The following is an 8,326-nucleotide window of genomic DNA, read 5'->3' on the forward strand; positions in this document are numbered from 1 at the left end:
CACTGGGGATCTTGTCGTACTAGTCTTCGCCGCATGGCCTTGCGACCGGACGAGTTCTACGACCACGCAGTCGCCGTCGCGGACAGCGGGCGCCGGCTCCCGTTGGCCCGCATGACGGGATGGGAGATCAGTCCGTTCGAGCCGGACGGACTGCGCGTAGCGCCGTTGCGCCCGCCGGTGCTCCCGGAGCCCGCGCGGCACGGCGAGGATCCGTCGGACTGCGACGCGTGCCGCGACCGGGACGAAGGGATCTGGTTCAACGATCACTGGCGGCTGGCCCGGATTCCGGGAGTGGGCGTCCCGCTGGTGCTCATGCTGTATCCGCGCGATCACTACGACATGGCGGATCTACCTGACGAACTGGCCGCCGAGCTGGGGCTGTTGAGCACTCGCATCGTCCGCCACATCCAGGCACTGCCGCACATCTCGCGGGCCCACGTCTACCGCATCGGAGATGGTGGCGCCCACCTGCACGTCTGGTTCTTCGCTCGGCCCGAGGGGCAGGCCCAGTTGTACGGGTCGTGGCTGGTCGTCTGGGACGACCTGCTGCCGGAGTACCCGGCGGACGTCGCCGAAGCTGACGCTGAGATCGTGGCAGACGCGTTGATCGCGTGCCACGGAGGCCACCGGTCGCCCACCAGCGAACCGGCCGGTCGGTAGTCCGACATCGTCAGCGTGCCAGGTCGGCGATGAGGTTCACGGAGCCCGCCACGATCACCACGCCGAATAGGTACGACAGGGCGGCATGGGACAGCACGCTGCCCCGGATCTGCGGATCGCTGATGGCCGTGTCCGATACTTGGTAGGTCATGCCGATCGTGAAGGCGACGTAGGCCAGGTCGCGGTAGGTGGTCTGCCCCTGCACAGGCTGGCCTTCGAAGCCGATCCCCCCGGTCGTCGATCGGAATTGCAGGTCGGCGTAGCGCAGGGTGAAGACCGTGTTGACAACGGTCCACGACAGCAGGACGGTCAGCATTGCGACGCCGACGAGCAGGATCCGCATCGAGCCGCTCTGCTTGCCGGCGAGGCTGAGAGCAAGGCCGACACCCAGCAGGCTGGTGACGCCCGCTGCCACCAGCAGCACTGCGGCGGTCACCCGCGTCTCGTCTTCACGCATGGCCATCATCTCGGTGTGGGAGCTGTCCGCTCGGATGATGACCGGCCAGATGGTGAGGAGGAAGGCGAGCGCGGCGGCGTCCCAGCCCCCGACCGCGGCCAACTGCCACGTCATGAACGGCAGGAGCGCGAGAGCGACGATGAGCCCGATGGAGGCGACGAGGACGGCTCGCCGTAGGGCAGGGGCGTGCCAGCCCAGGCATCGGTGATAAAACGTCTCCGGGGGCATGCCGGTCATCGTCCGAGTGTCTCCCATCGCATCGGATGGCGTGCTCATTGCCGCGCACAGGAGCCCGATGGTCACCTGGATGGCGCACCGATCCAGCAATCGGCATGCCTTTGCGCCCGTCGAGCAGTGCGACTCGACCGGATCCGAGCGGATGGAACGTCCGGAACTGCCGCCTGTCGTGCGCGCTCTCCGCTGCGGTGGGCGTCGCCGTCAGTAGCAGGCGCGGCCCGGCGAGGTGCGGACCTTACGACTGCTCCGGCGGCCGCACGTGCGGGGCCAGCCGTTCTCCCGCAGCGAGGTTGTCGCGCCAGTAGCGGTAGACCAGGCCGGTACCACCTCAACCGCCCGTGCTGCGACGAGACAGGTAAGAGGATCACCGCCGGCCGGTGCGTCGACGTCGAAGGCGACGATCACTGGTGGTTCTTCACCGACGTGCCGATGCACGAGTGCGCGCTCGTCGGGGGTGGGTTCCCGGAACCGGGGATCCTGGAACTGGGTCGGGCAGGCCAGGTATGCGACGTCGGTGAAGACCACCTCGAGACCGTGGTGGTAGGTCAGGTCGTGTCCCGCGGCCAACCGGAGCTCGGAGCCGTCGAAGTGCAGCGCGTCCCAGTCCCACCAACTTCCCTCAGGAAGTTCGATCACACCGCCGATCCTCCCATCAATGATCAGTCAACAGGTGGGACGCGGTCAGCATCTCCCGGGACACGACACGGCCGGGTCCGCGGGAGATCCGGGTACCACCGGTTCAGGCGGTCGGCGGCCCGGCGGCGCGTACCCGCGGGTCGGCCAGGGCGCGCGCCATGGCGGCGATCAGCCCGCTCGCGCACAGGGTGGGGGCGCCGACCAGGAACTCCTCGCGTTCCATCCACTCGACCCGCTCGACGCCCGGACGGTCCAGCAGCGCCTGGTCCAGCGAGCGCTCCGAGTCGTCGTCGTAGCACGACCGGGCCTCGTCGCCGAGCCACAGACCCCAGTGGAAGGGGCCGAGATGCGCCGGCCCCGAGTCCGACTCGTCGTGGATCTCCAACCAGCGGTCGCGTGGCTCGGCGAGCAGGACGCCGAGGGCGTTCGCGGCGACGAGATCCGGCAGCGTCATCGGCGGCTCGCCGGGCTCGGTGGAGGGCAGCACCAGGTCGGCGAGGTCCTCCTCGTGCTCAGGGCAGGAGCACTCCGGCCGTCGCGGCGGTGTCCAGTGGGCGGTAGCGGGGCTCGGTGCGGCTGAGAGGGGCATGGCCGCATCGTAGGGGTGTCGGTGCCGCCGTGGGTGTACGCGAAAAGCTGATCCCTCGAATACCTGGTTTACGCGTGCCGCATGGGTGGGTGGCGCGGTGCAGAGGCGAGTGCAGGCGCCGAGGTCAAGCTGGCCGACTCCTGCGGCGACACGGTGTGGGGCTGCATGGCGCACGCCGAGGAGCGCTGCTCAACGCCCGCGGTGCGTTCCTGGTCAGTGAGGACGGGTTGGGGTTGGGGCCTTTTCTGCGGGCGCGGCAGGCGAAGGTGGAGCACCAACCGGATGACGCCGAAGGCGGTTACCCACTGGTGCTCGTGACCGGTAAGGGGGGCGAGGCGCCGGTGCAGGTGCTCGCCGTCGTTGCTGCCGAAGCTGGACGGTGCGGTGGTGCGGGTGGGCGACAATGAGTGGATCGCCCTGCCGGACGCCTGGGTCGTCAACGCTCACCGCAGCGCGGTGGCCGCCTCCTGATGCGCCGCGCTGCTCGACTGGATGTGGCGGGAGGTCGAAATGGCGGCAGCTCAAGGGCTACCGGAAGCGGATGTGGCCCAGGCGCGTCGGTGGTGCCACCAGCGTGTCCCGGAGCGGGTCCGTGACCAGGTGCGGATCGAGTGTGAGGAGGCGGCCCGCCACCTGACGATCGTCGAGTGTCGGGCTCCGTGGCGAGCCGACATGGGCTCGGAGTGGACGCGGCTGCCCGTCGCACGCCTCCGGTACACCAAGAGCACCGGGACCTGGACGCTGTACTACCGGGACCGCAACCTGCGGTTCCATCGGTACGACCTGGCCCCGCCAACAAGCAACATGGCGGACCTTCTCGACGAACTCGATCGGGACCCCACAGCGATCTTCTGGGGCTGACTGCTCCGTTCAGTCAGCTTCCCTCATGCTCGCTCGAGACCCGCAGAGCACCGAGGCGAAGCCCGATCGGCGGAACGGCGCGTGAGTTCCACCGCTCGGCGCATCGACTGGTTCTGCGGCGCGGGGTTGAGCCCGCGCCGGGTGACCCGGCAAGGGGTGGCGGGCTTCAGCCCCGCGACTACGCCGCTACCGGACGCCGGCGCCGCGCGCGGACGGTGCGAATAACGACGTACACCCAGCCCACCACAGCAGCCGCACCGGCCACCGTCATGCCGGTGATCGTGAGGTAGGTCGAACCACCCGCGCTCGCGAAGACCCCTTTGCTATGACCCGAGTCGATCGCCTCGACGGTGCCGTCCAGCCGCAGGCCGTCCGGATCGTCGTAAAGGATCACGTCGGAACGCGTCGCGGAGCCGTCGGACGCCTTCCAGGAACCGTAGAAGTTGCATACCCGCTTACGGCACTGCTCGCGCTCGGCGGTAAAGACGCCGACTGTCCCGTTGCCGCTCTTGGCCCGCCACGCCGGTACAAGGTCGCCGACGTTGAACAGGCCGACCACCGCGAAAATCGGCAGGCAGACCAACAGGTATTTACGCCAGTCACTGACGTCCTTCACGCTAGTCACGGCAGGCAGGCTATGGGGCACCGGACATCGCTGTCAGCCCCGTCCCGCCGCCGCACCGCAATGATGCCAAATCGCGACACAACGTACCCGACTGCAAGCTGCTCAGTCGGACAGTTACTCGATCCTCGGTCGATACACAGCCGTCGACGCCCTGCCAGCAACGCGAGTGTCTGCGGCCTTCGCCGCCCTCGCCCTGACTATCTCAACTCGAACCCGACACGGGGTTGACCGCGTCGAGCGTCTCGCGGCGAGAGCGGATCTGCCAAGATCGCCAGTGGAGCCGATCGAACTGGACGAAGTGGAGTCCGGCAGGTACAGCTCAGCACCGGTGGTTCTCTTTCTCGGCGTGTCGCGGTTTGCGATCAAGTCGGTCGGGTGCGGCAGACTGTGCCCGTGAGTCCAGTGAGCCGCGGTCGACGCCGCAACGCAAAGAAGCGATCAGTACGCGGCGGTGCGCCGCTCGTCGTGGTGGGCGCACCGGAGGAGTGCGACTGCCCGAACTGTGCCGGGGCGCAGCCAACGCCGGGGCAGATCGATGACCTGCTGTCGCAGTCGGTCGACATCGACGCCATGCAGGATCCGCTGGAGGTGGAGATGGCCGCCTCGATGTTGCTGGCGATCGGGGCTGCCATGGGCGACGACTTCGACCGGGCGTTGCTGGGCCTGTTCGTGCCGACGTTCGAGGCGAAGTCCACCCCGGCGGCGCGGGCGATGTTGGCGGGGATCGCGTCGGTCACCGACGGTGAGGTCAGTCGGGCTGCGGCGGAGGCTGCGCACCGGCTCACCGGTGCCGGCGTCACCGCACCACCCTGGCTCGCCGAACTGGACGCCCCGATCACGGTCGAGGACTGCCGCCGCTTCGTCGATCCGTCGGGGTCGACCTTCCTGCTGGCTGGCAGGTTCCAGCGGGCCGGCCGGTCGAACGTCGTCGTCGTCAGCCTGGACGACTGCGACTGTGGTGCCGCCGGTCAGATCCTGTTGATCGAGGCGGACCGGTGGGACGAGGCCCGCGAGGCGCTTCTGGCCGACCTGCACGCCGGTGGCGTCGACGTCACCGAGGAGAAGCTGCGGCCGGCGGACTTCCGCCGAGCCGTGGAGGACGCGCTGGACGCCCGCGCCGAGCACGACCGGTTCGACCCCGAGGTGCTGGACGAAGCCCTCGAGGAGGACGGTCCCGACTATGCCGCTCTGGCCCTGGTGCTTCGTAGTTGGATGCGGGCGCTTCCCGCGACCCGCCGCCGCACGCGGGGTCACAGCCACGATGGCGAACTGGATGTCGCGTCGATCTCCGCGCTGCTCGACCTCCTGAACCCGAGGGGGCGCGGCGGTGCCGTACCGGCCCAGCGTCGCCCCGCCAGCCTGCCCGCGAAGCGGAAGAAGTCCGACGGCCAGGCGCCGATTTACCAGATCAAAGTGAGCCTGCGGGGCGCCCGCCCGCCGATCTGGCGGCGTCTCGAGGTGCCCGCCGACGTCAGCCTCGCCCGGCTGCACGAGCTGATCCAGGTCGCCTTCGGCTGGAACGACAGCCACCTGCACGTCTTCGAGACCCGGCACGGCAGCTTCGGCCGACCTGACCCAGAGCTCGGCCACCGCGCCGCATCGCGGGTCACCCTGGAGCAGGTCGCCCCCGCCGTCGGGGACAAGCTGCGTTACACGTACGACTTCGGCGACAACTGGGAGCACGACATCCTCGTGGAGAAGGCCCTCGACCGGGAATCGTCTGTGGCGTACCCGCGCTGTGTCGGCGGACGGCGTGCCGCGCCGCCGGAGGACTGCGGCGGCGTGTGGGGGTACGCCGACCTGGTGGAGATCCTCGGCGACCCCACCCATCCCGAGCACCAGGACCGGCTGGACTGGCTGGACCTGGACGATCCGACCGGCTTCGACCCGGCCCGTTTCGACGCGAAGGCGGTGACCGCAGCCCTGCAGCAGGGCCGGTAGTCCAGGGAGCCCACCTCCGGGTGAATCCCCGGGCGCCGATATTGGGTCGGAGTGCGAGGAGGTTCGGCGGCATCTCACGGTCATCGAGCGCCGGCCGCCGTGGACCGTACGGGCATTCTGGGGCCAGCGGGCGAGCGCCGACTTGTCGAGGAGGTGTAGCTCCCGGCTCACGCCCCGTCCGGCCTGGCCGCGCCCGTTTCGCTGGTGAAGTCGGGAAGCCCGCCGGTCTTGAGCCAGTCGGCAAACTCGCGTCGCTTCTCCCGGTTGAGCACGGCCTCAAGAGCGGCGTTGACCGTCGCCTTCTTCGTCGTGGTCCCGAGGATCTTCGACGCCGCCGCGAGCAGGTCGTCGTCGACGTCCAGGATCGTTCGTGACATGGTCAGGACCTTTCTGGCGGCAGCGATTCAGTTTTGACCGATCTTGTGGCGTGGCGGCCTGTGAGCTGCGCGGCAGCACTGATGCCTTCGAGGGTGAAGCAGGCGAGCTGGCTGGCGCTGGTGGCCCCGCAAGGTTCCGCTGGCTGGCACGGTGCCGCCCGTTGCGCCGATCGCGTCACCGAGCATCAGCCCGAGCACGCAGCCCCGGGCGGTCGCGAACTGCTCCGCGTCACCCTGGTCACTTCGCGAGGCGTAAGGGCGATTGGCGCGGGGGCGTTTCGGAGCCGGGGTGCTGGTGGCGCGGCGGAGGCCGGCGAGTTGGACGTAGACCTCGCGCTTGGCGGTGGCCTCGCCACGACGGTTGAGGACGTAGCCGGTCAGCCAGATCCAGCCGTGGTACGTCGGCTGGTCGGAGACCGACACGACACGGAAGGTCAGGGCGCGGTCCCCGGCGAACTGCACCGAGGCCCGGCCGTCGATGGTGAGCAGGTCGCCGGAGGAGGGCCGCACAGTCACCAGTGACCGGAGTTCGGCGGCCGGCACTCCCGCGCGTGCAGGGTCTGCCAGTCGCGCAGCGCCCGCTTGATCCGGTCGTTCTCCTGGCTGAGCAGCCGTACCGCCTCGTTGAGCAAGGCCAGCTCGTCGGCCACGCGGGCCTGGAACTCGCGTACCTCATCGGGGTCAACGCCGCGCCGGCGCGCGGCGAACTCGCGGGTCCGCACCTCGTGCGGCGTCAACCGGCCCGGGTGACCGGCCGGGTAGGGCTGGCCACCTCGATACACCTGAGCCACGACGATCCTCTCTGCGGGCAGGCGGGAGCGCGGAAGCTTCCGGCAGGGGGTGTGGAAGGGCGGGCCGTCCGCGCGGGGGCCGCGGACGACCCGCCCGCTCGGCCGTCGCAGCTCAGTTCAGCGGTACGACAGCAGAGCAGTCCAACGGGTCGGGACGGGTACGCACACCCGCCCCGACCAGGGGATGAGCCGAACTCGTTGCCACGCGAGGATCGGCTCCGAATCAACATAGCTAGACATGTCAGATGAGTCAACGTCGCTTGTTGGGCGCGTCGCGGTGTGATCAAATCGAATCGCCACGCGAGGAGTGCCATGCGAGAAGTGCCGGATTACTGGCGCATCGCCGATGATGTGATCGCCGACGTCAGGTCGAAGAAGTTGAAGCCGGGGGACAAGCTGCCCTCGATCGTTGAGCTGCGCGCTCGTTACGACGTCAGCCACGGGACCGTGCAGATGGCCTACGCCCGGCTGGAGGCGCTGCGGGTGATCCGTCGGCAGCAGGGCAAGGGTGTCTTCGTCACCGACCCGAAGACCTGGATGCGGGAGCCCTGACGCTCGGTGGCCGACTCGCTGTCGTCACCGCGCTTCATGATCTCAATTGGTGTGCGATTATCGCACTATTGCGGAAGACCTGAACTGGCAGCTTGTCGGTGAGCAGGTGCGACAGGCTCGCCTGTCCGTGGGCATGTCGCAGCAGGATCTCGCCAGCGTGGTGGGTCTCGAACGCACGATGCTGGCGAAGGTCGAGGCAGGCCACCGCCGTCTGGACGGTTTGGAGCTAGCCCGACTGGCGCGCGCGTTCCGGGTGTCGATGGAGTACCTGATCGAGCCGCGGCCGGCTGTGCTTTCCCGGCGGGCGGCACCGCTGACCGAGGAGACGGACACGGCGGCGGCCCGGTCGTCCGAGCGTCTGGAAATCGCGCTGACCGAGTGGCTGCGGAACGTGCAGCAGCTCATTGCTCTCGACCTGCTGCAGACCCGTCCGCTCCTGCCGTACCCGCAGCGGGTCACGTCCGAGGCTGAGGCTAGGGCCTGTGTCGAAGTCGGTCACAGCCACTCGTTGATCGCGGCGATGTGCACGGTGGCTTCGTAGCGCACGGCGAGCTTGTCGAAGCGGGTCGCCACGGCCCGGTTGCGTTTGAGGCGGTTGAT

The 8,326-nt window shown here is 69.0% G+C and carries 12 protein-coding genes and 1 pseudogene; 5 read left to right on the forward strand and 8 right to left on the reverse strand.

The features are described 5' to 3' along the window. The first annotated feature begins 33 nt into the window (after window positions 1–33). Window positions 34–660 carry a hypothetical protein gene (locus tag KBX37_RS16905; protein WP_210776903.1) on the forward strand — a complete coding sequence of 209 codons (627 nt, stop codon included), beginning with the start codon at window positions 34–36 and terminating at the stop codon, window positions 658–660. A 10-nt stretch (window positions 661–670) separates the two neighbouring features. Here the strand turns inward: KBX37_RS16905 and KBX37_RS16910 are convergent, their stop codons facing one another. The 3 genes from KBX37_RS16910 to KBX37_RS16920 all read right to left on the reverse strand — a co-directional run bounded on the left by KBX37_RS16910 (window position 671) and on the right by KBX37_RS16920 (window position 2,579). After that, window positions 671–1,354: a DUF1345 domain-containing protein gene (locus KBX37_RS16910; protein WP_210776904.1), complete on the reverse strand. Its 684-nt coding sequence runs from the start codon at window positions 1,352–1,354 to the stop codon at window positions 671–673. Window positions 1,355–1,555: 201 nt separating this feature from the next. Beyond that, window positions 1,556–1,990, reverse strand: coding sequence for a hypothetical protein (locus tag KBX37_RS16915; RefSeq protein ID WP_210776905.1), 435 nt, complete (start codon window positions 1,988–1,990; stop codon window positions 1,556–1,558). 103 nt (window positions 1,991–2,093) lie between these two features. Then, window positions 2,094–2,579, reverse strand: a complete 486-nt coding sequence (locus KBX37_RS16920) for a hypothetical protein (RefSeq protein WP_210776906.1) — start codon at window positions 2,577–2,579, stop codon at window positions 2,094–2,096. 672 nt (window positions 2,580–3,251) lie between these two features. On the opposite strand from KBX37_RS16920, the gene KBX37_RS16925 reads away from it, so the two are divergent. Then, window positions 3,252–3,440: a DUF3024 domain-containing protein gene (locus tag KBX37_RS16925; protein ID WP_210776907.1), complete on the forward strand. Its 189-nt coding sequence runs from the start codon at window positions 3,252–3,254 to the stop codon at window positions 3,438–3,440. A 178-nt stretch (window positions 3,441–3,618) separates the two neighbouring features. Here KBX37_RS16925 and KBX37_RS16930 read toward each other — a convergent pair whose 3' ends face one another. Then, on the reverse strand, window positions 3,619–4,065 hold the full coding sequence (locus KBX37_RS16930) for a hypothetical protein (protein ID WP_210776908.1): 447 nt from the start codon (window positions 4,063–4,065) through the stop codon (window positions 3,619–3,621). A gap of 393 nt (window positions 4,066–4,458) precedes the next feature. Between KBX37_RS16930 and KBX37_RS35630 the strand changes: the two genes are divergently transcribed. Further along, complete coding sequence (locus KBX37_RS35630; protein ID WP_210776909.1) at window positions 4,459–6,006, forward strand: plasmid pRiA4b ORF-3 family protein; 1,548 nt, start codon at window positions 4,459–4,461, stop codon at window positions 6,004–6,006. Between the two features lie 167 nt (window positions 6,007–6,173). On the opposite strand, the gene KBX37_RS16940 is transcribed toward KBX37_RS35630, so the two are convergent. The 3 genes from KBX37_RS16940 to KBX37_RS16950 are packed head-to-tail and all read right to left on the reverse strand — an operon-like array spanning window position 6,174 to window position 7,174. Next, window positions 6,174–6,383 carry a type II toxin-antitoxin system VapB family antitoxin gene (locus KBX37_RS16940; RefSeq protein WP_210776910.1) on the reverse strand — a complete coding sequence of 70 codons (210 nt, stop codon included), beginning with the start codon at window positions 6,381–6,383 and terminating at the stop codon, window positions 6,174–6,176. 27 nt (window positions 6,384–6,410) lie between these two features. Then, entirely contained in the window at window positions 6,411–6,926 is a 516-nt protein-coding gene (locus tag KBX37_RS35995; RefSeq protein WP_374103769.1) for a hypothetical protein, read from the reverse strand. After that, window positions 6,896–7,174, reverse strand: a complete 279-nt coding sequence (locus tag KBX37_RS16950; protein ID WP_374103770.1) for a DivIVA domain-containing protein — start codon at window positions 7,172–7,174, stop codon at window positions 6,896–6,898. Before KBX37_RS16950 ends, KBX37_RS35995 begins: the two co-directional genes overlap by 31 nt. A gap of 312 nt (window positions 7,175–7,486) precedes the next feature. Between KBX37_RS16950 and KBX37_RS16955 the strand changes: the two genes are divergently transcribed. Together KBX37_RS16955 and KBX37_RS16960 are read left to right on the forward strand one after the other, a co-directional pair. Beyond that, complete coding sequence (locus KBX37_RS16955) at window positions 7,487–7,726, forward strand: winged helix-turn-helix domain-containing protein (RefSeq protein WP_089020718.1); 240 nt, start codon at window positions 7,487–7,489, stop codon at window positions 7,724–7,726. 49 nt (window positions 7,727–7,775) lie between these two features. Next, window positions 7,776–8,267 (forward strand): helix-turn-helix domain-containing protein, encoded by a 492-nt coding sequence (locus KBX37_RS16960; RefSeq protein WP_210776911.1) that lies wholly within the window; start codon window positions 7,776–7,778, stop codon window positions 8,265–8,267. Here the strand turns inward: KBX37_RS16960 and KBX37_RS34545 are convergent. Further along, window positions 8,222–8,326 (reverse strand): annotated as a pseudogene (locus KBX37_RS34545) (IS5/IS1182 family transposase); the annotation flags it as partial. The gene KBX37_RS16960 and the pseudogene KBX37_RS34545 overlap by 46 nt on opposite strands.

Origin of the sequence: Micromonospora sp. U56 (assembly GCF_018070095.1) — a bacterium.
In the GTDB taxonomy this organism is placed as follows: domain Bacteria; phylum Actinomycetota; class Actinomycetes; order Mycobacteriales; family Micromonosporaceae; genus Micromonospora; species Micromonospora purpureochromogenes.